Raw genomic sequence first — 22,947 nt, forward strand, 5'->3', positions numbered from 1 at the left:
TTTTATTGCGGTTTATGGGGCTTTGCGGTAACACCTCTGCTAATACTTGACTGTCAGTCCGGCAAACAATGTCATGCCGGGCTGGTAATACCCGTATGAATAGTAATAGTTCTTGTCAAAAAGATTCTGGACACCCACTTCAACCGTGTAGTTATCCTTGAACTCATACATGGCCTTCAGATTCATGGTGGTAAATCCCGGCGTTCTTGCATTGCTGTCTGACCGTGAGCTGCTTGAGTAAAACTTGTCCGTGAAATACAGTTCCGGGATGATGGACAGATCCTTCATCGGAGAAATCACCAGATAGGCTGAACCACTGTGCTTCGGCGTAAAGGTGAGGTACTGCACACTGGTACTCTTCTTCGTATCCCAGTGCATATAACTGTAAGTTACGCCCGCACTCAGGTAGCGGTTAAGGAGGAGTTCCGCCCCCAGTTCACCGCCCCAGACCTCTGTCTCGTCAGCATTGATGAAATAGGTGTTTTTTCCGGCGTCCTGCGTCGAGATAATGAGGTCCTTGGAATCGCTGAAAAACACGCTGGTGTTAAGCTTGAGTTTTTCCATGACCACACCGCGATAGCCCAGCTCATAGTGCATCGCTTTTTCCGGCTTCAGGTCGGCACTCGTTGGCATGGATGCATTGTTCCGGTATCCCATGAAGCGTTCGCGCATGGTGCCGATGCGCGACTTTCTTGCCACGGTGGCAAATACCTGATCGTTTTTGGTCACATCATAAAAAGCGCCAAGCTGCCAGGTGAAGAGATCTTCGGAAAGACCACCGGTGTCCATGCGGCTTTTGGTTCCGTTCGCTGCATAGGTGTTAGACCTGTCCGGGTCCATCCAGGTATAGCTGCCGCCCAGCACCAGCGTCAGCGGCCGGATCGGTTTCCATTCATATTCCGCGCCCACATCCCAGTAGTTTTCCTTGATATCGTCACTCAGGTACTTGCTGCCCGCACTGGTCCAGCGATACCCCTTGTGCGACAGCTCCCGATAGCCCACCGAAGTCGCCAGCTTGTTGCTGTCGTTGAAGGTATAGTCAAATTTCACCTGTGCACCGGCAGTATGCTGGTCATAGTGCTGGTCACCCTCGATATTCCTGACCGTAAAATCCTTGTCCTTGTAGTCGTATGTCTTGTCCTGGTGCTTGTCGTAGTAGGCAATGAACTTGACGTGCGCCTTTTCATTGATATTCCAGTCGGCATTCATGTAATACCGGTCCGTGTCATAAATCGGCCAGCGCCAGGTGCGGGTCTGGCTGCCCCCGCTGCCCAGATTCGGTGCATCCTTGGCGGCATTGATGGGCTGCCCTCTTTCAAAACGCTGTACCGTATACCCGAACATCACATCAATGTCTTTGGTCGGTGTGAGACCCACCATCGCATTCATGCTGCGGTTGCGATAATCTGAACCGACACGCTTACCTTTGCCCTGGAAGCGCCCGCCGTCAAAATCGCTGGAAAGCCGGTAATGATCCCGGCGGTTTTCAACCGCGCTGATCTTGGCATAAAACAGTTCCTGGCGCGTTCCCAGGCTGAAACCCATCATGCGTCCCTGGTCATTGGCCTGGTTGTCAAAATAGTTCATGTACTTCGCCTTGAAATCCAGCTCCTTGACCGGTTTGGCCGTGCGCAGGTTAATGGTGCCAGCCAGCCCGTTGTTACTGCTTAACAGCGGAGAAGAAAAACCCTTCGATATCTCTACCGACTCCAGGTCAAAAAGCAGGGTATTATCCGCGTTCCACTCATTGCGGTAAGCGGTGGCAACCGGAATATCATCCACATACATACCCACCTGGTAACGGCTGGAACCGCGGATGGTGATGGTGTTTTCGCCGCGTCCGGCACTCTCGCCCTGAAAGACACCGGGAACCCCCTTGACACCTTCCCACTGGGGTGTTGGCGGTCTTTCGTTCAAAATCCGTCTGGGTGAGATACGTCGTGGTATCTTTCCTGTCAGTGACCGTCAGGCCTTCCAGTTGGACATCGGGCACTTCATCAGCCGGCTCACCTGCCAGAAGCGGGGAAGCGCAAATGAGTAAAAGCGGTGCCACAAACAGGGGTTTACGTAAGTATTTGCCTTTGCTTGTTTTCAAGAAATCCTTCATCTCTCTCTCGTCAATGTTTTTTTTAGTTCTCTGAGTACGCCATCTATAACTGCCGGTATGCCGAGTGAATGCACATCAAAAATCCGTGCGATAGTCAACGACCACCTTTCTGCCACCGCCAGGGCCATGTCCTGCCGTATAGCGAGTAAAGCGGGTCCCTGCCTTTCTCTCAACATACCGAGATACCTGCTCCAGCCGCCGCCTTCCAGTTCCCAGCGGCCGATCTCGTCCACAAAGAGACAATCACGGCCCATGCCATCAAAGACAGCCTGGTTACCGATCCGGAGCGCCTCTGCGCAAAAGTCATAGGCTCCATAGTTCACCCGGTTGTCACCGGGCGTGTTGCCTGCTCTTTTGGCTGCATTTGCCAGAGGAAGCACACGGTTGTCTGCCAGGCAGACCAGCTCATATCCCAGACGTTTTCCGTCCTCGACAAGGCCACGGCTGATCACCCCGCCCAGGCTTATGGCCCGGGAGCGAAGTGATTCAGCCACTTTTTCGAGCACAAGGCTCTTTCCGGCCCCGCGGGGACCGGTTACAACAATAATCATGGGGTCATCCTGTCCTTTATTGCTGTGCGTCCGGTTTTCTGAAGCCACAGGCGGATGTCACCACAGCTGAAACCCTCCCTGACCGCATCAAAAACCCGGCGCTTGTCCAGTACCCTGCTGCTGCCGAGATGAAAACGTCCCAGGCAGTCTGCCAGGGGGGTGCTTGGCCCGAGGATATAAGCCGCCGCATCAGGATCGATATGGGGCAGATAATGATGGATGCTCCGGTTGGAAAAAGCCGAGCCCGTAAAAATAACGATGTCACACAAGGGCATCCGTTTTGGGGCTTCCTCCGGCCGGAAGGTGCCGGGAAGATCACGCAGTTCGAAAATCGTCAGGTCAACACCGTGGTCTCTCGCGTAATGCACAATGGGAGAAAACCAGCCCACCAGACCCAACCGCGCCTTTGAGGGAATCACATCGTGATAGTCCGGCGCCGGGGTGCTTCCGTTGCCAACCAGTATCGAATTAATGGCAGCCAGTGCCAGGGAAGCATATACCGGGTCGTTTTCCAGATATCGCCGGGCAAGTACCCCGATATCCATGCCACGGATTTCATTTTCCAGGTCATGCGCCCATTGCCGGCTGTAGCCGGAGCGCGCGTAAAGCATGGAAATGCCCATACCACTCCCGCTTTCCACCGCAAGCGTTTTCTCACCGACAGCGCAATCTTTTACGACATCATCGCGGCATTGCGCCAGCGCTTCATCCACAATATTTTCGTAAATCCGGATTGCCATAACCTTCGCCAGCCAAAAATGAAAACAAAACTCCCCCTACCCGCCCTGCTGCATGCCAGGAGAGCGATGTCATACCATTTTTTATGATTAATCCCGAAAATCAGGATGAGCGCGAAATGATCCTGTGGTATAAAAGCAATGTGCTTGTATCTTTACACGGATAATAGCGCTATTCCAAAACGGAATAGCGCTATTATAAAGTCAAAAATATTTATTTGACAAGTATTTTGCTTGTCAAAGGAAATTTCAGGTGAAAGTGTTATCAGTGACCGGGACTCGTATCGATGCCTGATCTGGGCCGAGGCACGATACACACAGCAAAAGCTGCAATGAGCATCAGTACGCTGATCGTCATCATAATCTCGTTGGTTGCGAGCATGATACTCTGCGTGGTGACCATGTTATTCAACATTTCCCGCCCCATTTCATGTGACATGCCCGATTCGGTGAGCTGGCGAAAATATTCCCCGGCAGGGTCCAGCAGCCCGGACAGTTCGGCATGCAGGTAATTGCCCTTGTCTTCCCATTTCGTTGTGACAATGGATGTAGCGATAGCGCCTGCCAGGGTCCGCACAAAGCTCATAAGACCTGCAGCTGACGCCGTCTCATTTTCATCCACGCTTGCCAGGGCCAGCCCGGTCAGCGGGACAAAGAAGAAAGGCATTCCCAGCCCCAGCATCATGATCGGGACAACAATCCACCAGTAGCTGACATCCGTATTGTAAAAGGAGCGTGAAAACGCAATGATAGCCATCCAGGCCACGCCAAGAAACACCAGCTTGCGAGGATCAACGCGATGGGAAAGCACCCCCACCACGGGGGCAATCAGGAAAGACGCCACCCCGCCCCATGCCGTGGTTTTCCCGGACCAGGTGGGTGTATACCCCATAAAGTTCTGCAACCACAGCGGTGTCAACACGTTCTGTCCGAAATGGCAACCAAAGGCCAGCGCGATCGTGAAAAGGCAGGCCGTATACCCGCGATGCCTAAATACCCGGAGATTAACGATGGGATGTTCTTCTGTCAGCTCCCAAATCAGGAAGGCAAAAAAACCGATAACGGCAACAATCGCCAGTGTCACGATGTAGTTGGAAGAAAACCAGTCCAGATCCTTGCCTTCATCAAGCATCAGTTGCAATGCGCCAACCCAGACAATGAGGAGAACCAGGCCGACAATATCAATGGGAGCCCGTTCGGTTTTCTGGGGGAGACGCCCCAGCACCCGCCAGACAATCCCGCTGCAGACAACAGCAAGCGGCACATTGATCAAAAAGATCCAGTGCCAGGAATAGTTGTCACAGAGCCATCCGCCCACGAGCGGGCCCAAGACAGGGGCAATCACCGTGGTCATTGCCCATAACGTGGTGGCGGTCATCGCTTTTTCCCGGGGGAAAATACGTAAAAGCAGTGTCTGGGTCAGCGGCATCATGGGGCCGCCAGCCAGCCCCTGCAGCACGCGGGCACCCACCAGCATACCCAGCGAATTGGCCAGACCGCACATGGCGGAAAAAAGACCAAAAAGAAACATGGCGATGGTAAACGAGCGGACAGAGCCAAAACGTGATGCCAGCCAGCCGGTAAGGGGAACAATAATCGCCTCTGCCACCGCATAAGAGGTAATAACCCACGTCCCCTGGCTGGTACTGGCGCCCAGGCCACCGGCAATACTGGTGACCGAGACATTGGCAATCGTCATATCCAAAACAGCAATGAAGTTGGCCATGGAAAGCAGGATGGCCATCATCCACAGCTTTTTTCCTTCAAATGGCTTGTCCAGGATTGGCATGGTCGAATTGTCCTGTCAGTGCCGGCCGTTACGGTGCATCGCGCGTATCCACCGTCACCGTCATGGAAAGCCCTACCGACAACGGGTTGGCTTTCAGCTCTTCAGGGTCAAGACGGATACGGACAGGAAGGCGCTGGACCACCTTGATCCAGTTACCGGTCGCATTCTGTGCCGGGATGATGGCAAAAGCTGAGCCTGTGCCACCGGAAAAACCTTCCACGATGCCGGTATAGATAACAGACGAACCATAAAGATCGGCATACAGTTTGGCCTTTTGTCCGGCACGCACGCGTTCCAGTTGCCCTTCCTTGAAATTGGCATTCACATGCATTTCCTGCACGGGCACAACCGACAGCAGCACATCCCCGGCGGCAACACGCTGTCCCACCTGGACACTCCGTTTTGCCACCACGCCATCCACCGGCGCACGCACCGTGGTCCGCCCAAAATCCACCTCGGCCTGATCCACCCGCGCCTTTGCCTGTTCGATTGCAGCTTTGGCGGCCTGGATGGATGCCTTGCCTGAAGAGAAGGCATTCTGCGCCCTGGTCAGTTCATCACCGGAAACCGAGCCATCTCTCACCAGTGCCTGCCTGCGTTTGAGGTCAATCTTTGCCCTGGCATAATCCGATTCGGCAATCGCAAGCTCGGCAACGGCGTGTTCGGCATCCGCTTTTGCCTGGGCTAACGCCAGCCGGGCATCCACCTCATCAATCACCACCAGGATTTCACCTTCCTTCACGCGCTGGGTGTCCACCACCCTCACCTCCTGCACCGTGCCGCCCGTAGAAGGTGTCACCTGGGCGACTTCGACAGCGGTATAGGCATTGTCTGTCTCGATGAAGTATGATCCCCAGAAAAACCAGTAAATCCCCCAGGCCACCGCACAGACAAGCACGACACAGCCCAGCAGGATGAAGCCTTTTTTCCGGCGGACAGCGGCCGGTTTTTCAAATTTTTCAGAAGACTCGGATGATTGCGTCATAAACGTCTCTTTTCTTTTATTCCCTGTTTTCAGATGGCGCCGTGTATCCGCCACCCAGTGCTTTTATCAGTGCGACATCCAGTGTGAAGGAGCGGGACTGGAGATCGCTTTGCTGGCGCAGATTGGCCAGGAGGGTTTCTTCTGCTGCCAGCACTTCAATATAATTGGACAGCCCGCCGTGGTAGCGGTTGTTGACAATACGGTGCGCTTCACGGGCGGCAACCACCGCCTCATTGATCTTGAGGAGTTGCCGGCCGAGCGCTTTCTGGCTGACAGCCGCATCAGCCACCTGCTGCAACGCCTGGGTCAGCGTCAGGTTGTAATTGCCAATCGCTTCTTCCAGGTCGGCCTGCGCGACAAAAAGCTGTGCCCTCAACCGCCCGCCATTGAAAATCGGCAGCGAAATCGCCGGGCCGATGCCGCCAAAATCTGCTCCCGAACTCCCGAGATGATTGATGCCGAGTGCCTGAAAACCGATAAAGGCCGAAAGATTCACATTGGGATAAAACTCGGCTTTTCTCTGGTCAATCGTGCTGACAGCCGACTCCACCCTTTTGCGGGCAGCCACAATGTCCGGGCGTCTGCCGAGAAGCGCCAGCTGCATTTGTTCAGGCAGGCCAAACCCCTTCACATCCAGCACAGGACGCGAAATGGCAAGCCCCCTGTCCGGCCCGGCACCCATCAGGGCGGCAATCCGGTTTTTCTGCAGGGCGATCAGCTCTTCCAGCTCCAGCAGTTCTTCCTCTGCCGCCGCCAGCCGGGCTTCTTCCTGCCGGACACTGGCAAGCGTTTCCATCCCTTCCCTGAAACGGTTCTGGAAAAGCTTCAGGTTCTGGCTGCGCACCCGGATAGCCGCAGTTGCCGTGTCGTGGGCCGAATACAGCCGGGCCAGTTCACCATAAGCCGATGCAATGGAAGTCGTCAGTACCAGCTCGGCCTCCGACCTGTCGGCATCCGCCGCATCTGCCGCTGAGGTGGCGGCAGCCAGCGCTGCGCGGTTTTTCCCCCAGAAATCAATTTCCCAGCTGAAATCCAGGCTCACCTGTCCATAATCACGCCAGCCATGCTTGGCATCACTGCCCATGGTGTACCGGTAGCTCTGTTTTTCCAGCGAAACCGACGCATTCGCATCCACATCCGGATACAGTGCGGAGCCCGCCAGTTGGGCCATGGAGATGGCCCGTCTGAGCCTCGCCGCGGCAATGGTCATGTTGGGAGAGTTGGTCAGCCCCTCCTCGATCAGCTGATCAAGCTGGGCGTCACCATAGGCCACCCACCATTTATCTTCAGGCCAGTCGGGGTTATCCCCTTTCAGACTTTCTTCACTCTCGTACTGTTCAATCGGCCTGATTTCAGCCTGGCTTTCCAGATCAGGCATCCAGGCACATCCGCCTAACAGACTGATGCAAAGGACAATCAGGCCATGGCGAATCAGGCCTTGATGGCTGGAAATAGCAGAAAAGGGATTTCTTTTCATCGGATTTTTCTATAAAATTGAACCGTACAGTACGGTACAATAATACGCAAATTAAAGATACAGTCAAGCCGAATTCACTATTTTTTTACAGACATGACCAGCAAAACGCGAAGCAAAAAAAGACAGGCCATACTGGATGCCGCCGTGCAGGTATTCCGGGAAATGGGCTTCCACAATGCGTCGATGAACATCATCGCAGCGCGGGTAGGCGGCTCCAAAACCACACTGTACAACCACTTTCCTTCCAAGGAAGCGATATTTCTCGAGATTGTCCGGGACATTACCCAGGTTCAGAACCCGGACGTCGCCCCGATGATTGATCTGAGGATAACGATACTTACCGATGCCACCCGCAACCGGATTGAGACAGCGCTTTCTGCACTGCAGGGGCCGGTAGTCAATGTGCCGGAAACGCTGCGCTGCTTTGGAGAAAACTTCATCAGCTTCATTTACATGCCGGAAGTCCTGGCCATTCGCCGCCTGCTGTTTGCCGAATCCCGGCAATCAGAAATCGGCCGGCTTTATTATGAAAACGGTCCCAAAAGAGCCCGGCAGCGGGTTGCCGACTATCTGGAAAAGGCAATGGCGGCAGGTTATCTGAAAAAGACAGATGCGTGGGTTGCCGCCGCCCATATACGCAGCCTGCTTGATGCCGAGTGCTATGAATACTATATGCTGGATGTGGGAGAGTCATTGCCTGCATCCCGTATCAAAAAGATGGTGGCCTCAGCAGTGGATGTCTTCATGGCAGCCTACGGCGCTACTTGAGCCTTAAACGGTATGCCAGCCAGCCGGGAATCTCGCGCAGCAGTGAATAGATTTCCCGCCACTCGCGGTAATCAGCGTGAGCCGTACCAACTTCAGGCACCCCTTCCATTTCAAAGGCCAGTTCACACCGCGGCAAATGGAAATACTGGCTGACCGCAATCGCACTTTTTAATCCGTTCTGCTTCAGAAAAGCGGCCGTAAACACGGCTGTCTGACGGGTATCCACCCCATTCGGGTCTTCCACGATATCCCCTGCGGGAATCCCCTGCCCGACAAGATATTGCTTCATGGCAGGCGCTTCTTCCCGTTTGTTTTTCCCTCTTCCACCACTGACAATAATAAGAGGGATAAATCCTTTCCTGTACAGTTCGGCTGCCTTGTCCAGACGGGATGCCAGGCGGGGAGATGGCGTTCCATCGGCATAAACATGGTTGCCCAGCACAACCCCGACATCGGCCATAAAAACCCTGTCACTGAAACCTTTCCAGGCAATAAGGCCTCCAACAGACAGGCAAAGCACAAGGGGCATGGCCAAAACAAGGAAAAGAATGCGGATCCGTTTATTTAGCATCAGTTATTGAACCATTGATATAAACAATCACGAAGAGAAAAAGACCGGCGTAGAATGATTTGCATGGAGAGAACATTATCCGGATGGTTTCACCCTGCAGCAAGTTATTTCAGCGCATTGGCGAAACCAGCGTTTCAAGCATCAGAAGTAAAGGAATAATCATGCGCAACTATTTTGTACCACTGCTAATTCTTCTTGTCGGCGTCACGTTCGCCACAGTGAATACATTTGCTTCAGCCGAAGTACTTGCTTCGCTGAATGGCACCAGCCGTATCCTCATTCAGACGGTACGCTAGGGAACACAACACATGCCGGGAATACGCTCCCGGCATGTTGTTTCAGCAGCCGCTTTTCACTTCCCCGCCAGGCCGCTTCCTGTGTATCGCGCTTTCTCTGCTGATCCGTCTTTCTTTGTATACTATGCGCTCATAGTAAGTCGGTCTCTTCGGATGCAAAAAAACGGATCAGCACCCTTTTCCGCATGATAAAAACAAGTGCCCCGCTTAAAAAACCTGTCAGCCCATGTCAGGAAAATCAGGGATATTCTGTTATGCTAAGCGTCTGGAAAACAGGATCCTCCGGGAGGACAAGCCGCCATGAAACCCTTTCCACGCATGCGTTTCATCATCGCCCTGGGCGGGATGCTTTTTGCCCTGACAGGCAGCCTGGCTTTTGCCCAGGTCAGCAGTGTGACGGTCGAAGATATTGCCCGGCTGGTTCACGAAAGAAAGATGCAGGAACTGGCCAAGATACCGCTGAAGGGGTTTTACCTGATCTGTGCCTATGGCACCCGTGCCGATGTTCAGAAAGCCCTCAAGGCAGGAGCAGACCCGAACGCCGGAGACCCGGAGCATGGCGGCACCCCTCCTTTGACAATGGCGGCAGGAAACAATCCTGACCCGGCTGTGGTTACCCTGCTGCTCAAGGCAGGCGCAGACATCAGGCACAGGGGGGAAAACTACAATCGTACCGCCCTTCACCAGGTAATCCTCTTCAATAAAAATGCCCTGCCTGTGGTCAAGGCGCTTCTCAAGGGAAAGCCTGATTTGTATGTGATTGATATCCAGTACAATACCGCCCTGGATTATGCGATTGCCGGAAAAACAGGCAAAAACAAAGTCTTTGACGGCAAACCCCGGGAAGACATCATGCTGCCCCTGCTGGATGCGGCCGCCTCCCTGCCTTTCACGCTTGCCGACATGGATCAGAAAACCTTCTACACCCGCAAGCTGCGCCTGTATGCTACAGCATACCGTTCAGGAGAAAATGGCGGAAAAATGAATCCGAAAGTGCTTGCAGGTTTTAAGAAGGCTGGAGCCGATATGGATGCGGTCAAACCGCACTAGTCACTATTATCACAAGCGATATTTAACTCCTGAAAGGAAATCTATGCAAACATTACTTCCTGTCCGGCTGCTTGCGATAGCAGCCTTTCTCGTGGGATTGATCCCTTCTCTTGCGCTATCAACTGATTACAGCAAACTTCCGGCTCCCTATCCGGTGCTGATGGCTGAAGCCGAAGAAATGGCTCAAATGGAAGCCATCATGCCCATCCGTATTTTCAATCTGGCATCCCGCTTTGCCGAAGCGCCCGATCCGGAACTCACGGTAAAGCTTGTTGATCAGGATCTGACCCGCTCAACCGATAAATGGGGGTTTGTCCGCCGCGTGGGCTATACCACCCAAACGCAAGGATTTCAAGAAGACAGATTACCCGGACCATCATGAGAGGGCTGGATGACCCGATGGAATGGGTTCGCTATGATGCGGTATGGGCGGGTGAGGCTGTCGGACTTGATACGTCGGCTTTTCGCAAGAAACTGGCTGAACTGGCCCAGGGGCTTGATCCATCCGAGTATGATACTGTTGCAACATCGGATGCGAAAAAACAGCGTCAGTGCCGGGCCGGACGCCTGCTCCAGAAACTGGAATCGCAAAAAAAGAAGTAAATACGCTTCATCAGGTTCAGCCCGCATTAAAAAGCCAGCCTTGAGTGAACTGCCCCCCAAAAGTTGGACAAAGTCTGACGAATTGGAGGTGCAGTTTTCATGTCAAAATATCCCGAGGCATTCAAATTAAAAGTTATTAACTATTATCTATCCGGACAAGGCGGTACCATCAGGACGGCCCAGCAATTTGGCATACCTAGAATAAACGTTCGCACCTGGATATGTGCCTACGAGCGAAATGGCGTTGAAGGCCTGAGCCATCGAGGCCGCCGTTATGATGGCCAATTCAGGCGCCAGGTTGTAGAACACATGCATGAACACGATCTTTCATTAAATGCGACTGCCAAGCATTTCAATGTCTTGTTTAGCACAGTCGCCTTATGGGATAAAATCTACCGTGAAAGAGGCACAGATGCCTTGTTAAACACCAAACGAGGGCGCCCATCCCCCATGTCCCAGCCCCATAAAAAGCCGCCTGCTTCAAAGCTGGATGAAGAAAAAAGTCCAAAGGAGCTGCTGGCCGAAGTCAGATATCTTCGTGCCGAGGTTGATTACCTAAAAAAGCTCAAAGCCTTAGCTCAGCAAGGGAAGCTGTCTGCGCCAAAGTCAAGGCGCAAATAGTTGATGAGTTAAGGCAGAAACATGCACTTTATGATTTGCTGAGAGTGGCTCTCCTTTCCCGGAGCACCTTTTACTACCATTGCAAAAAGAAAGCGGAGCCGGACAGGTATGCCTTGGAAAAGCGAGCCATCCAGAGTACCTTTCATCAGCACAAAGGGCGTTATGGCTATCGCCGGATCACTTGTGTCATGAGACAACAAGGCTACATGATTAACCACAAGACAGTCCAAAAGCTGATGAAGCAGCTAAACCTGGCATCCTTCATTCGCATCAAAAAATATCGTTCTTACAAGGGGCATGTCGGGCAGGTTGTGCCCAACCTGCTGCAAAGGCAATTTGCAGCAGGGCAGCCGAATCGGAAATGGGTAACGGATGTGACTGAATTCAATGTTTCTGGAGAAAAGCTTTATCTGTCACCAGTCATGGACTTGTATAACAACGAGATCGTTTCCTGTGAGCTCGCCAGGCGTCCTCACTTTGATATGGTACAAAAGATGCTCTCAGAAGCAATCTCCCGTCTAAAACCGGGCGATATGCCACTACTCCACTCTGATCAGGGATGGCAATATCAAATGAAACCCTACCAAAAAATCCTGCAACGGCATGAAATCACCCAGAGCATGTCGCGCAAGGGAAACTGTCTGGATAATGCGGCGATGGAGAGTTTCTTCGGTACGCTGAAGTCAGAGTGCTTTTATATCAAAAAGTTTGATTCTGTCGAACAACTGGAATCAGAAATAAGGGAGTATATCCACTACTATAATCACGATAGAATCTCTTTGAAACTAAATGGCCTGAGTCCTGTGCAATTCAGAACTCAATCCAATTTGTCCCCTTAAATAAATGTCCAACTTTACGGGGTCAGTTCACTTTTTTAATAATGAATCGTCATGTCTCTATCAGCTCGATCCGGTAGCCATCCGGGTCTTCCAGAAAGGCAATCACAGTCGTGCCGCCCTTGACAGGGCCGGGTTCCCTGGTGATTTTGGCACCCTTTGCCCGGATGCTGTCACAGAAAGTATAAATATTCTCGGTACCCAAGGCGATATGTCCATAGGCTGTGCCCATGTCATAGCTGGAAACCCCGTAATTCCAGGTGAGCTCCAGTTCAGCATGCTCGGGATTGCTGCCATAGCCCAGATAAGCCAGGGTGTACTCAAACTCTGGGTTATCCATGGTCCGCAAGAGTTTCATGCCCAGCACATTGGTATAAAAATCAATCGACCGCTGCAGGTCACCTACCCTGATCATCGTATGAAGAAAGCGCATGTGGAGTCCTTTCCTGTGTCTGTTGTTCTTCAATGAAACCGGATGGGGCTATTCCCCTGTCCAGTCGTTGTCATCGGTCCATACCGCTTCCCTTGCAGCGAGTGATTTCGGCACATCCAGGATACGCTGGTTGCCTGATCCGCGAAAGCGCAGGGAGAGATTCCGTTTTCTGATGATGTACGGCCCGTCAATGAGTATATCGGCAAATGAAAGCAGTGCAAGAACCTCGGGATCATTTTCCCTCAGAATCTCTTCAAAGGTATAGCCGGTATAAATCGCCAGATCCAGGTTGTCTTCATGGATCATTTTTGCCAATGGCAACAGTGCGACGGCCTGAATCAGGGGCTCTCCCCCGGAAAATGTCACGCCAGTGAGGAGCGGATTGTTGCGAATCCGCCCGATCAGGTCTTCCGTTGTATAACGTTCTCCCCCTTCGAGGGGAATGGACTGGGGGTTGTGACATCCAGGGCATACCCGTGGGCATCCCTGGACAAAGAGTGTAAAGCGCAGCCCGGGGCCGTCTGTTATCGAGTCATTTTCTATGCCCGCAACACGAATGGTCTCAGATATTATGTTTGACACGTTCGGACTCCTCGGCCCGCTTCGCATTATTGAAGCGGTCCAGTGTACCGACCAGATAGCCCGTAATACGGCGGATACGCTCAAATTTCACGACATGCTCTTCTTCCTTGCGACCGCATTTCGGACATTCATCATTAATGATGCCGTTGTAACCGCAGACCGGATCGCGGTCAACCGGATGGTTGACAGAACCATAGCCCACACCGGCTTCCTTCATGGCGCGCACCACTTTTTCAAATGCCTTGGCATTGTTGGAGGCATCACCATCCAGTTCAACATACGTGATATGGCCTGCCGCTGTCAGGGCGTGGTAAGGCGCTTCGATCTGGATCTTCTCAAAGGCCGGGATCGGGAAATAGACTGGCACGTGAAAACCGTTGGTGTAGTATTCGCGATCCGTCACACCTTCAATCACGCCGAACTTCTTCTTGTCCATGCGGACAAAACGGCCGGAAAGCCCTTCTGCCGGTGTCGCCAGCAAAGAGAAATTCAGGCCCGTTTCCTGCGTCTTCCTGTCCAGGAAATCATTCATGAATCCGATGATTTCGAGGCCAAGGTTGCGTGACTCGGGAGATTCACCATGATGCTTGCCTGTCAGTGCAACAAGGGTTTCTGCCAGGCCGATAAAGCCGATTGACAGCGTACCGTGCTTCAATACCTCGCCCACCTCATCATTGGGCCCCAGTTTTTCCGAACCGTGCCAGATACCCTGCCCCATGAGGAACGGGAAATTTCTGACTTTTTTGGATGACTGGATAGCAAAACGGTCTAAAAGCTGTTTGGCAACCAGCTCCATCCTGCGTTCCAGCTCATCAAAGAACCATTCAATACTGCCTTTGCTGTTCAAGGCAATGCGCGGCAGGTTGATCGAGGTAAAACTCAGGTTACCCCTGCCAAAAGCGATCTCGTTTTCCGGGTCATAGGAGTTGCCCATGACACGGGTACGGCAGCCCATATACACCGCCTCGGTTTCCGGACGGCCCGCGCGATAGTACTGCAGGTTGAACGGCGCATCCAGGAAAGCAAAATTCGGGAAGAGGCGCTTGGCGCTTACCTTGCAGGCCAACCGGAAAAGATCATAGTTCGGATCTTCCGGATTATAGTTCACCCCTTCCTTGACCTTGAAAATATTGATCGGGAAGATGGCGGTTTCACCATTGCCCAGGCCGGATTCCGTTGCCAGCAGGATGTTGCGGATAATCATACGACCTTCCGGGGAAACATCTGTGCCGTAATTGATACTGGAAAATGGTGTCTGCGCACCGGCACGGCTGTGCATGGTATTGAGGTTGTGCACCAGCGCTTCCATGGCCTGGCGGACATCACGATCCGTTTCTGCTTCGGCATTTTCGATGGCAAAAGCCTGAATGGCAGAGAGAGTGGCTGCATCGTCAACAATGGCGGAAAAGACTTCTGTTTCTTTTGCCTGGAAAGCTTCTGTTATTGCGAGACTCGGGAAAAGCCTCGTTTCTGCTTCAATGGCCTCAAATTTTTCCCGGGTTGCATCTTTCGTCAGGGCAACCGCCGGCGCCAGCAGTTTCATGGCCTTGAAGAAGTTGGAAACATAATTCTTCTTGTAGGACTTTTCCACGCCCAGCGCCAGGCCATAATCAAAATTAGGAATACTTTGCCCGCCATGCTGATCGTTCTGATTGGACTGGATGGCAATACAGGCCAGTGCCGCATAGCTCTGGATGCTGTTTGGCTCCCTCAGGTTGCCGTGCCCGGTTGAAAAGCCGCCTTCAAACAACCTCTTGATATCAATCTGGCAGCAGGTGGTCGTCAGGGTATAAAAATCAAAGTCATGGATATGGATATCGCCTTCCGAATGGGCCTTGGCCTGCTGCGGTGCGAGGACGAAATTCTCATAATAATTCTTTGCGCCTTCCGAGCCGTACTTGAGCATGACACCCATGGCGGTGTCCCCATCGATATTGGCATTGTCACGCTTGATATCGGAGAGGTTGGCTTCCTTGTGGGTCAGTTCGTCAAAAATGCGCATGAGGCTGGTATTGCGCGCGCGAACCCGGCTGCGTTCAGAACGGTAGAGGATATATTTCTTGGCTACATAGGCGTAGCCATTGTCCATCAGGATGGTTTCCACGGTATCCTGGATATCTTCAATGCTGGGGGAATTGCCCTTGAACCTGAAACCCAGTTTCTGTTCCACTCCTTTGGCAAGGCGCATGCTTTCATCCACACTTCCCCGGTTACACGCCGTTAAGGCCTTGTTGATGGCCGCTGCAATTTTGGCAATGTCATATGGCACCTTTCGTCCATCCCGTTTCTGGATGAACTCAAATACTTTTTCTGCGCCTTTGAGGTTTTTTTTCAGCTGATTATCTGAATCGGACTCTTGAATAGCGTGGAACATTTTCCCCCTCTCCTAAAAATTTATAATCTGAACTCGTCACCCAATTTTTCCATTATAGCCTTCAATTCCAAATCCTTCAGCACGCTTCAGAATTTACAAATATCGCATTAAAATCAATGAATTGCGTCAATTTTTGCGTGCCAAAAAAAACAGCACGTCCGGGAAAGCCGCATAAACCCGTACAGGCAGCGGGACGGAAAAAATCCGTTTTTTTTTGATGTGAATCAATATTTCTTGACCTGGATCAATTTGTGCATGATCCATTCATACCCGCTGACCAGGGCAATCCCTGTCAGGACCAGAAATGCACCGACCATAAAACTCGCTTCCAGCGGTTCATCTAAAAGCCATACGCCGAAAATAATGGAAAAAAGCGGGGTCATGAATGACAGGACTCCCAGCCGGGAAGCCAGGTAAACATGCAGCAGCCAGAACCAGACCAGGTAGCTGATAAAGGAAACAATCACAATCTGGTAAAAAAGACTGCTCCATAATAAAGGCGTTGAAATGAACGCCTGCTGCCCCAGGCAAAGGGTTGCGGCGGACAGCAGCACAAAAGCACCGGCAAGCTGGTAAAGGATGGTCTGACTTGTTGAAGCCTTTGACAGACTGGTCGTGCGGATGACCACGGTGGTTGCGCCCCATGCCATCCCCCCCAGAAGGCCCAGGAAATCTCCCCAGATCATATCCATCAGTGCCGGACCCGCTTCGCTTCCCGAACGCCCGGCAAATGTAATGGCAACCCCGATGAAAGCCAGCGCAATGCCAAACCACTGCAAACGCTGCAGCCTTTCTTCCTTCAAGCGCCACTGCAAGCCCAGGGCCGCAAAAATCGGGGCCGTATACAGAAAAACCCCCATGTGAGAAGCCGTGGTGTGCCTTAGCCCCTCGCCGGCCAGCAAAAACTCCAGCGCAAACAGGAAACCCGCAACAAGCCCCGGTTTCCAGGTGCCGTCGCTCAGCCGGATGCGCTCCCCTCTTGCCATCATCAGCCCCCAGATCAACAGCATGGCAATCCCTGAGCGAAGCGATATCTGCATGATCGGCGACATGACATCTGCCACCGCTTTCATGGCGACCTGCTGCATGCCCCAGATAACGCAGATGATGGTCATCAGCGCGGTTGCCCGGCCATCAATCATTTTGACGGCGTTCATGATCTTTTTTCCTCAATAGCGATCCGTATTTCCGTTTATGGCACTGCCATAAATCAAGTGACAAAAGCATATCCTGATCTGGACAGTTTGACCATTTCCTGATTGGGATTTCTCAAAGACACAAAACAGTTATGCAATGAAAATACATGAAAAAGAGTAGAATGCCGGCAAGGAACATTTATGACTGCGCTACGCTAAGCGGCGTCTTTCTGATATGAGCACATCCCCACCCGATCAAAACGAAAAAAACACCCCGCCGGTTTCACGCCAGGACAATCCCTACACGCTCAAAAGCCACCTGAAAGCCTGGTTGCCGGCTTTCAGCCTCTCACTTTCCACCTTTATTTTTGTCAGCACCGAATTCATGCCGGTAGGACTTTTGCCGGATATGGCGGCGGGACTGGAAAGAACCCTGCCCGAAATGGGCATGATCATGACGTTTTACGCGTGGACCGTGGCCCTGATGTCACTTCCCCTGACGATCATCAGTGCCAACCTGGAAAGAAAAAAGCTGCTGCTGTCCCTTCTGGTGGTCTTTATTGCCGGTAATGTCCTGGCAGCCATCGCCTCCAGCTTCAATGTGCTTTTGGCTGCCCGGATCTGCATTGCCCTGGCCCATTCGATTTTCTGGTCCATTGTGACCCCCCTGGCCTATCGGGTAGCGCCAAAAGGGAAAGAAGCGCAGGCACTTGGGCTGGTTGTGGCAGGCGCTTCGCTCGCCGCCGTGCTGGGCGTGCCGCTTGGCACTGCCATCGGGCACAGCATGGGATGGCGCTGGGCATTTGCCGCTGTCAGTATCGTCGCCACGGTTGTTCTTGTGGTGATGTACCTGATCCTGCCCTTGCTGCCCAGCAGCAATGCCGGCTCCTTAAAAAGCCTGCCCACCCTGCTGAAACGCCCGCCTTTGCTCATGGCCTACCTGCTGACTATGCTTGTCGTGTGCGGCCACTTCATTGCCTACACCTACCTGACCCCTTATCTGCGAGACATTGGCCATTTCTCCCCGCAGCTTGTCGTTGTCATCCTTTTGGTCATGGGAGGTGCGGGGGTTATCGGCAGTATTGTGCTGAGCAACACCATCGGACGATATCCCGTCATCATGTTTTACCTTCCCATGACGCTGGTCGCCCTTTCGCTTTTAACGCTGAAAGTCGGGATGGTCGACCTGCTTTCCGCCTATGCTATCTGTTTTGTCTGGGGCGCAGCCATGACAGGTGTTGGCCTGGTTCTGCAATCAAAGGTCTTGAAGCTCGCCCATGACGCCACCGATGTGGCCACCTCCATTTATTCCGGTATCTACAATGTGGGCATTGGCGCAGGTGCACTGATCGGCGGGCAGGTATACAATAAGTATGGACTGGGCAATGTCGGCTATGCCGGTTTCCTTTTTGTCCTCATTGCCCAGGCACTGATGATTGCCCTGAAACTCTCGCTCAGAAAAGCGGTTGCCGCACTGGAAGCCAGATAATCTGCCCGGCAAACCTTGAAGTAAAGCATTCAAAAAAACGCGTAATGCATTATTTTAAATAATAAATTTAAAAATACCGCATGAAAAAAATCCTCCCCGCCCTTTTCATTTCGCTTTCCTTTCCCCTGCTTTCTCATGCCGCCTGCACGGAAAAAGCGCTTGAAGAGAAAGAGACCGTACAGCTTCGTTTTCGCCTGGATATCCTGAAAAGCCAGGAAAAAAAATATGATGATTTTGTCGAAAAGACAATACCCCGGCTGAACGGGAAAAACTGGCCGGATTACCGTGCCGACGTGATGGCAGGAAACGGCAGCGATGAATCCAAGCAGGAAACCCTGTGCACGCTTGCTGATGGGCTCATTGCCATGGCAGACGACATGCTGGCCGGAGGCGATGGCACCGGCCCGCAAAAGCCCTGGAAAAAACATACGCCCGAGGAAGTCTATGCCCAAAAGCTGGAATTTGACCGGCTTTGTGACGGTGAGTATAAAGAAACCTGCAAAAGCGATGAGGTGGGTGTCGCTGCCATGCAATTCATTCCTGTTGAACAGGCAATGGAAGCCATGAAGATCACACCGGGGGAGTATATTGACCAGGGATATGCCCTGTATCAACAACTGCTTGATACGTTAAAAAGAACACACAGACTTGAATAAAACGCGGCGAAACTGTTGACATGCATTTGTCAGCACATCCATCAGAGCAACCCGAAAGACAACAAGGTTGCCAACAGAAAGATTCCGGCATGAGTACCGAGCTGAAACTAACCGATTACGCGACTGGCCTCACGCAGGCAGAAGCAGAAAAAATGCTGAAGGAATTCGGGCCAAACGAAGTCGTTGAAGAAAAGAAAAACGTCTTTGAGCTCCTGCTTGAAAAATTCTGGGGCCCGATTCCCTGGGTGCTGGGCACTGTCATCATCATTTCCGTCTTTCAGGAGCGCATGGCCGATACCCTCATCATTTTTGGCCTGCTGATCTTTTGCGCGCTCGTTGACTTCCTGCGGGATTACAGCATCAGAAGAACCGTAAAGACGCTTCATGGCCAACTGCAGGATCTGGTTTCTGTCCTGCGCGACAGCAAATGGGTCAAAAAGCCGTACCGGGACCTGGTTTCGGGAGATGTTATCCGCCTGAAAACCGGATCAGTCGTTCCTGCGGATGTCCTGGTTATTGAAGGACTGGCGCGCGTCAATGAATCCATATTGACCGGGGATGTACGCGAGGTCATCAAGCACCCCAAGGAGAATATTTACTCAGGTTCTGTCATCACCCGTGGCTGGGTGTCTGCCGTAGTGGGGAGCACCGGGAAAAGAATGCTTTACCACAAGACTATCGAAGAGCTTATCTCGGCGAAAAAAGTCTCCCTGCTGGATGAAATCGCAGTGAAACTCGAAAAATGGCCCATGTTTACGTCGTTTTTCATCTTGACGATCGCCGTCATCGTTTCCTGGATACGGGGGATCAGTCTGTTTGAGATACTCCCCCTGATGCTGGTGCTCCTTTTGGGCTCCGTCCCGCTTGCCCTGTCAGCGGTTTTTTCGCTCAGCATGGCCATTACTTCCCGCCGCCTTGCCGGCAGCTGCGCCCTTGTTACCCGGCTCGATGCCCCGAATGATGCCGCCTGCATGGATATCCTGCTGCTGAACAAGACCGGCACCCTTACCGTCAACCACCCGAACATTGTCAGGATCATACCGGCAGGCGCATTCACGGATTATGACGTCATCCAGTATGGCGCCATGACATCAGACGAAGTCAATGAAAACCCGATTGACGATGCCTTTTTCAAAAGAGCGAGCGAAATGGACCTGATGCCGCTATCCATTACGCCGACGACTTTCCTTCCCTTCAACCCCCAGACCCGCAAGGCAAAAGCCACCATCGTTACCGATGACGTGCAGTATCGCCTCTCCAAAGGCTCATTTGAAGCCGTCGCCAGGGATTGCGGCATGGGCCCGGAAGAACTCGAAAGGTGGAGAAGGATCGTCGCGAATTTTGCCCGGGACGGATTCAGGACCATTGCCGTTGCCAAATCGGATTTCACCGGAAAAATGGAGCTGGTGGGCCTGGCCGGGCTGGAGGACGTCACCCGCACGGATACGGCAGAGCAGATATCAAAACTTGTCGCACTGGGAATCAGGCTCAAGCTGATCACCGGTGAAGCGCTGCCGATTGCGCAGCGGGTGGCACGGGCCATCGGGCTGGGCAGTAACATCATCGATGTGACAGCGCTGGTCAAAAGCGACAATTGGGTGGAACTGCTTGAAACGTGTGATGGGGTCGCCAATGTCTACCCCGAGGACAAGATCTGGATGATCAAGGCCCTCCAGGAAAGAAGACACATTATCGGGTTTACAGGAGATGCCGTAACGGATGCTCCTGCACTCAGGCAGGCAGATGTCGGCATCGCGATAAAAAGCGCCACCAACTTTGCCAAAAGCGCCGCCAGCATTGTCCTGACAAGAGACGGGCTGGGAGGAATTGTCAGTGCAGTCAATGGCGGGCGCAATGTATTCGAGTGCCTCAATGCGTGGATCCTGTCCAAAATGGGGGGGATCACCTTCAAGACCGGATTCATTATCCTGAGCTTCCTTATTCTTGGCGACTACATCATTACCGCAGCGGCAACCCTCATTCTCATGTTTCTCTCGGATTACGTCAAAACGGCACTGGCAACAGACCATGAAAATGCGCCGCCTCACCCTGACCATTGGCATATCAGAAAACAGGCTTTCACGGGTGTCTTTATGGGTCTTATCCTCATCGGCGAAGCGGGTGGCCTGCTTTATTTCGGGTGGGATTATTTCAATCTGGACGCTTCTGACGGCACACTCAATACCTTCTCTTTTCTGCTGATGCTCTTTTTCACGGTTTTTTTCGTTTTCAGCGTCCGCGAAAGAGGATTTTTCTGGCGTTCCCGCCCCAGCTGGCCACTTTTCCTGGTCTTCCTGATCACGCTTTCCTTTGGCCTGGTCATCTCGATTGCCGGGCTGCTCGGGTTTACGGCCATTTCCCTGAACCATGCGCTGCTGATCATGGCCTATACCTTTGTCGTCACCTTTTTTATCAATGATTTTATAAAGTACCTCATCGCCAGGGAATAAAAGCAGTCCGTATTCCCCTTCCCCGCTTTTCAGGCACCGGCAAATTATTTCTCTGAAACAACCTTATGTGTTACTGTTCCCTATAATAAATGCCAGCCTGTCAACACCATTTTCGGGAGGGGGCAATGGATTTTGCGCCGCATGAAGAAACACAGAAAATGGCTGCCGCCAAGCTGGCGGCCCTGCTGGCCGATGAGGTAAAAATATCTCCCCTTGTGCTGGATGGAAAAAACCGCGAGGAAAAAACGGCCTTTGCTCCCCGGTTTATCCATTTTCTCAGACAGCATGGCGCGCCCTACCAGACCATCAGTATTGATCTCAGTGAATCCGGAGGAAAAAGGATCGATATGATGCGCTTCCTTGCCGATCTCGCCCAGGGTCTTCCGGATGAAGAACGGAAGCGTTTTTTTCAGGCGGCGGAATGGCTCATGCGCCTGGCAACCGAAGAACAGGAGATGCTGGAAAATTATCTCAGGAGAAAAAGTGATGACGCGTTAGCGACAGCCATTTCAGGGGCCGATGTGGAAAGCCTGCTGCAAACCCACCTCCAGACACAGCGCAATATCCGCATCATCCGGACCATCCTGGAAAAATATACGGCTGAACATCCTCTCCTGGTCTTTATCGACGGTCTGGATACCTGCTCTGCCGATTTTGTCATCAAGGTACTCAAAACCATCGATATTGTCTTCAAGGTCAGCCACCTGCAATTCATCCTGCTCGCGGACATGGGCCATCTCCTTGAATCTGTCGCCGCTTTTTATGGCCCCTCAGTCAATCCTGTCGCCTGGCTTGAGCGGATGACCGGCTTTCGCTTCAAATTCGGCCCGCCTGCCATCAGGGATAGTGATCTCCTGACCGAGATGTCATAGCACAGGCATCATCAACCTTTGTAATACCGTCCCTGCAATTCGGGAAATGAAAACAGGGCGGTTTCCTGTTTCCCATTTTCCCGCGTCCAGCCCACCCGCGCAAGCTGGTGTGTGTCATCAATATGTTCCACCTGTAAAACAGGGCTTCCGCTGTTCAAGACAACGTGATCTCCTGCCTTTGGAATAAAGGTGCTGGGTGCCTCGAGAGATTCATACATGTCATTCGGATAAGAAGGCAGAATGTGCAGTTCATCCTCCACGAAAAAACACACACTGATCTGTCTCGTTTTTTCATCCCAAAGATGGACAGTTGCCTGTGGCGAAAATGACACCACCTCACCCACTTTCAGGTCAATATCTCTTTTCAGCATATCGTTTCCTCTAAAAAATACCGGATTGACAGGTAAAAGAGTAAGGCGAATCAGGTCATCAGGTTTTGCGAAAAAGAAAGATCCGTGTTGGGGCCTGCTGGCTCCTGAACCGGCATCCCTGTCATCGGCCCAGTTGGCATGTCACGATGTTACCACCACCTGACTTGTCCAATGCTATCTGCCTTGCGGCTTC

At 52.4% G+C, this 22,947-nt stretch carries 22 protein-coding genes; 10 read left to right on the forward strand and 12 right to left on the reverse strand.

Going from position 1 to position 22,947, the window contains the following annotated elements:
* Positions 1 to 39: 39 nt before the first annotated feature.
* The 6 genes from NB640_RS00165 to NB640_RS00190 form a co-directional block, all read right to left on the reverse strand.
* Entirely contained in the window at positions 40 to 1,917 is a 1,878-nt protein-coding gene (locus NB640_RS00165) for a TonB-dependent receptor plug domain-containing protein (RefSeq protein ID WP_269309124.1), read from the reverse strand.
* 186 nt (positions 1,918 to 2,103) lie between these two features.
* Entirely contained in the window at positions 2,104 to 2,658 is a 555-nt protein-coding gene (locus NB640_RS00170) for a nucleoside-triphosphatase (protein ID WP_269309125.1), read from the reverse strand.
* Positions 2,655 to 3,398 carry a Rossmann-like domain-containing protein gene (locus NB640_RS00175; protein WP_269309126.1) on the reverse strand — a complete coding sequence of 248 codons (744 nt, stop codon included), beginning with the start codon at positions 3,396 to 3,398 and terminating at the stop codon, positions 2,655 to 2,657. Before NB640_RS00175 ends, NB640_RS00170 begins: the two co-directional genes overlap by 4 nt.
* A 262-nt stretch (positions 3,399 to 3,660) precedes the next feature.
* On the reverse strand, positions 3,661 to 5,184 hold the full coding sequence (locus NB640_RS00180) for a DHA2 family efflux MFS transporter permease subunit (RefSeq protein WP_269309127.1): 1,524 nt from the start codon (positions 5,182 to 5,184) through the stop codon (positions 3,661 to 3,663).
* A gap of 28 nt (positions 5,185 to 5,212) precedes the next feature.
* Positions 5,213 to 6,169 (reverse strand): HlyD family secretion protein, encoded by a 957-nt coding sequence (locus NB640_RS00185; RefSeq protein ID WP_269309128.1) that lies wholly within the window; start codon positions 6,167 to 6,169, stop codon positions 5,213 to 5,215.
* A gap of 16 nt (positions 6,170 to 6,185) precedes the next feature.
* A complete protein-coding gene (locus NB640_RS00190) occupies positions 6,186 to 7,646 on the reverse strand; it encodes an efflux transporter outer membrane subunit (protein ID WP_269309129.1) in 1,461 nt (486 codons plus the stop codon).
* Between the two features lie 93 nt (positions 7,647 to 7,739).
* Here NB640_RS00190 and NB640_RS00195 point away from each other — a divergent pair, with 93 nt between their 5' ends.
* Entirely contained in the window at positions 7,740 to 8,414 is a 675-nt protein-coding gene (locus tag NB640_RS00195) for a TetR/AcrR family transcriptional regulator (RefSeq protein WP_269309130.1), read from the forward strand.
* On the opposite strand, the gene NB640_RS00200 is transcribed toward NB640_RS00195, so the two are convergent.
* Positions 8,407 to 8,985 (reverse strand): YdcF family protein, encoded by a 579-nt coding sequence (locus NB640_RS00200; RefSeq protein ID WP_269309131.1) that lies wholly within the window; start codon positions 8,983 to 8,985, stop codon positions 8,407 to 8,409. The two genes, NB640_RS00195 and NB640_RS00200, sit on opposite strands and share 8 nt — an antisense overlap.
* 161 nt (positions 8,986 to 9,146) lie before the next feature.
* On the opposite strand from NB640_RS00200, the gene NB640_RS00205 reads away from it, so the two are divergent.
* The 5 genes from NB640_RS00205 (at position 9,147) to NB640_RS00225 (ending at position 12,394) form a co-directional block, all read left to right on the forward strand.
* Entirely contained in the window at positions 9,147 to 9,281 is a 135-nt protein-coding gene (locus tag NB640_RS00205; RefSeq protein WP_269309132.1) for a hypothetical protein, read from the forward strand.
* 300 nt (positions 9,282 to 9,581) lie between these two features.
* Positions 9,582 to 10,331: an ankyrin repeat domain-containing protein gene (locus NB640_RS00210; RefSeq protein ID WP_269309133.1), complete on the forward strand. Its 750-nt coding sequence runs from the start codon at positions 9,582 to 9,584 to the stop codon at positions 10,329 to 10,331.
* Positions 10,332 to 10,374: 43 nt separating this feature from the next.
* On the forward strand, positions 10,375 to 10,713 hold the full coding sequence (locus tag NB640_RS00215; RefSeq protein ID WP_269309134.1) for a hypothetical protein: 339 nt from the start codon (positions 10,375 to 10,377) through the stop codon (positions 10,711 to 10,713).
* On the forward strand, positions 10,710 to 10,934 hold the full coding sequence (locus tag NB640_RS00220; protein WP_269309135.1) for a hypothetical protein: 225 nt from the start codon (positions 10,710 to 10,712) through the stop codon (positions 10,932 to 10,934). The genes NB640_RS00215 and NB640_RS00220 overlap by 4 nt, the downstream gene beginning before the upstream one ends.
* A gap of 99 nt (positions 10,935 to 11,033) precedes the next feature.
* Positions 11,034 to 12,394 (forward strand): IS3 family transposase gene (locus NB640_RS00225; protein ID WP_408637933.1). Its coding sequence is split into 2 segments (ribosomal slippage): positions 11,034 to 11,517 and positions 11,517 to 12,394, totalling 1,362 coding nucleotides; the frame shifts between segments, so codons are not numbered across the junction.
* Between the two features lie 49 nt (positions 12,395 to 12,443).
* Here the strand turns inward: NB640_RS00225 and gloA are convergent.
* The 4 genes from gloA to NB640_RS00245 form a co-directional block, all read right to left on the reverse strand.
* Positions 12,444 to 12,824 carry a lactoylglutathione lyase gene (gene gloA, locus NB640_RS00230; protein ID WP_269309137.1) on the reverse strand — a complete coding sequence of 127 codons (381 nt, stop codon included), beginning with the start codon at positions 12,822 to 12,824 and terminating at the stop codon, positions 12,444 to 12,446.
* Positions 12,825 to 12,872: 48 nt separating this feature from the next.
* Positions 12,873 to 13,406, reverse strand: a complete 534-nt coding sequence (nrdG, locus tag NB640_RS00235; protein WP_269309138.1) for an anaerobic ribonucleoside-triphosphate reductase activating protein — start codon at positions 13,404 to 13,406, stop codon at positions 12,873 to 12,875.
* Positions 13,387 to 15,780 carry an anaerobic ribonucleoside triphosphate reductase gene (locus tag NB640_RS00240; RefSeq protein WP_269309139.1) on the reverse strand — a complete coding sequence of 798 codons (2,394 nt, stop codon included), beginning with the start codon at positions 15,778 to 15,780 and terminating at the stop codon, positions 13,387 to 13,389. The genes nrdG and NB640_RS00240 overlap by 20 nt, the downstream gene beginning before the upstream one ends.
* 224 nt (positions 15,781 to 16,004) lie before the next feature.
* Complete coding sequence (locus NB640_RS00245; protein WP_269309140.1) at positions 16,005 to 16,937, reverse strand: DMT family transporter; 933 nt, start codon at positions 16,935 to 16,937, stop codon at positions 16,005 to 16,007.
* A gap of 214 nt (positions 16,938 to 17,151) precedes the next feature.
* Between NB640_RS00245 and NB640_RS00250 the strand changes: the two genes are divergently transcribed.
* The 4 genes from NB640_RS00250 (at position 17,152) to NB640_RS00265 (ending at position 22,383) form a co-directional block, all read left to right on the forward strand.
* Positions 17,152 to 18,405: a sugar transporter gene (locus NB640_RS00250; protein WP_269309141.1), complete on the forward strand. Its 1,254-nt coding sequence runs from the start codon at positions 17,152 to 17,154 to the stop codon at positions 18,403 to 18,405.
* 80 nt (positions 18,406 to 18,485) lie between these two features.
* Positions 18,486 to 19,061: a hypothetical protein gene (locus NB640_RS00255; protein ID WP_269309142.1), complete on the forward strand. Its 576-nt coding sequence runs from the start codon at positions 18,486 to 18,488 to the stop codon at positions 19,059 to 19,061.
* A gap of 89 nt (positions 19,062 to 19,150) precedes the next feature.
* Positions 19,151 to 21,511: an HAD-IC family P-type ATPase gene (locus tag NB640_RS00260; RefSeq protein ID WP_269309143.1), complete on the forward strand. Its 2,361-nt coding sequence runs from the start codon at positions 19,151 to 19,153 to the stop codon at positions 21,509 to 21,511.
* A gap of 125 nt (positions 21,512 to 21,636) precedes the next feature.
* Positions 21,637 to 22,383, forward strand: a complete 747-nt coding sequence (locus tag NB640_RS00265; protein WP_269309144.1) for a P-loop NTPase fold protein — start codon at positions 21,637 to 21,639, stop codon at positions 22,381 to 22,383.
* 11 nt (positions 22,384 to 22,394) lie between these two features.
* Here the strand turns inward: NB640_RS00265 and NB640_RS00270 are convergent, their stop codons facing one another.
* On the reverse strand, positions 22,395 to 22,754 hold the full coding sequence (locus NB640_RS00270) for a hypothetical protein (protein ID WP_269309145.1): 360 nt from the start codon (positions 22,752 to 22,754) through the stop codon (positions 22,395 to 22,397).
* Positions 22,755 to 22,947 lie beyond the last annotated feature (193 nt).

It is taken from the genome of Oxalobacter vibrioformis, from assembly GCF_027118995.1.
Taxonomy (GTDB): domain Bacteria; phylum Pseudomonadota; class Gammaproteobacteria; order Burkholderiales; family Burkholderiaceae_D; genus Oxalobacter; species Oxalobacter vibrioformis.